This window comes from Streptomyces sp. NPDC059456, from assembly GCF_042750055.1.
GTDB lineage: Bacteria > Actinomycetota > Actinomycetes > Streptomycetales > Streptomycetaceae > Streptomyces.
This window is the reverse complement of record NZ_JBHYVA010001125.1, coordinates 1-1338: the sequence shown is the minus strand read 5'-3', so window position 1 is coordinate 1338 and position 1338 is coordinate 1. Positions and strand designations below refer to the sequence as shown.

2 protein-coding genes are annotated in these 1338 nt (G+C 75.6%); both read right to left on the bottom strand.

Annotation, left to right across the window (positions count from 1 at the left end; genetic code table 11):
- On the bottom strand, positions 1-342 hold a 342-nt coding region (locus tag ACFXA3_RS42675; protein ID WP_385196955.1), incomplete at its 3' end, for an RICIN domain-containing protein.
- A gap of 7 nt (positions 343-349) precedes the next feature.
- On the bottom strand, positions 350-1198 hold the full coding sequence (locus tag ACFXA3_RS42670; protein ID WP_385196952.1) for an aldo/keto reductase: 849 nt from the start codon (positions 1196-1198) through the stop codon (positions 350-352).
- Positions 1199-1338: the final 140 nt, after the last annotated feature.

Genomic DNA, 1338 nt, shown 5'->3' with positions numbered 1-1338 from the left:
GGGGCCCCCTGACGCCCCCCCCCCGCGCCCCCCCGGGCCGGTAGCGCGGGGGCCCCCCCCCCCCCCCCACTCCTGCGCGCCGAACGCGTTCGCCCGCCACACCTGGACCCGGGTGCCGCTCTCCGTCGACGCGTTGGCGACGTCCAGCAGCCTGCCGTTGTGCACGCTGACGATGTGGACGATCCCGCCGCCGCTGTGGACCGGCGCGATCCGCCACAGCCGGGCCGCCGGCGGGCCGTCCGGGCCGTCCGGCCCCACCCCCACCCGGGTGCCGCCCTCCAGCCGGAGCAGCAGGCCGCTGCCGGCGTTGCGGATCCGGTGGACCCCGGCAGGCGGGCGCACCCGCGGCTCAGACGTCGAAGACGGCCGGGTCCGGCCCGATCCGCCCCGCCGAGGGACCCGTGCCCAGGGCGTCCAGTGCGGCCCGGTCCGCGTCGTCCAGCTCGAAGCCGAAGACGTCCAGGTTCTCCCGGATCCGCGAGGGGGTCACCGACTTCGGGATCACGACGTTCCCGAGGTCCAGGTGCCAGCGCAGCACCACCTGGGCGGGGGAGCGCCCGTGCTTGGCGGCGGCCTCGGCGACCGCCGGGAGCGTCAGCAGCTCCTTGCCCTGGCCGAGCGGCGACCAGGCCTCGGTGGCGATCCCGAGACGGGAGTGCAGGGCGCGCAGCTCGGGCTGCGGGAACAGCGGGTGCAGCTCGATCTGGTTCACGGCCGGGACCAGCGTGCTCTCGGCGCCGAGCCGCTCCAGGTCCTGCGGCCGGAAGTTCGACACGCCGACGCAGTGGGCGCGGCCGCTCTGCGCGATCTCCTCGAAGGTCTTCCAGATGGTGAGGAAGTCGTCGCGCATCGGGCGCGGCCAGTGGATCAGGTACAGGTCGAGGTGGTCGAGGCCCAGCTTGGCGAGGGAGTCGTCGAACGCGCGCAGCACGTCGTCGCGCCGCCAGGTCCGGGAGCGGCCGTTCCACAGTTTGGTGGTGACGAACAGCTCCTCGCGCGGCACCCCGGACGCGGCGAGGGCCTGGCCGGTACCCTCCTCGTTCCCGTAGGCGGCCGCCGTGTCGATGCTGCGGTACCCGGCCTCCAGCGCGGCCCCCACGGCCTGCGCGGCCTCGGAGTCGGGGACCTGGAAGACGCCGAAGCCGAGCTGGGGCATGTCCGTGCCGTTGTTGAGCCGGATGGCGGGGACCTGGTTCACGTCTGGCTGTTCCCTCGGGTCGGCGGGCTGGGGCGCTGCCACGGCCGGCACGCCGGGAGCCGCGGCGAGCGTAGTCCCGCCGGGGCGCGGCGGGACCGGACCGCGGCCGGACACACCGTCAGGACACACCCAGATAGGCC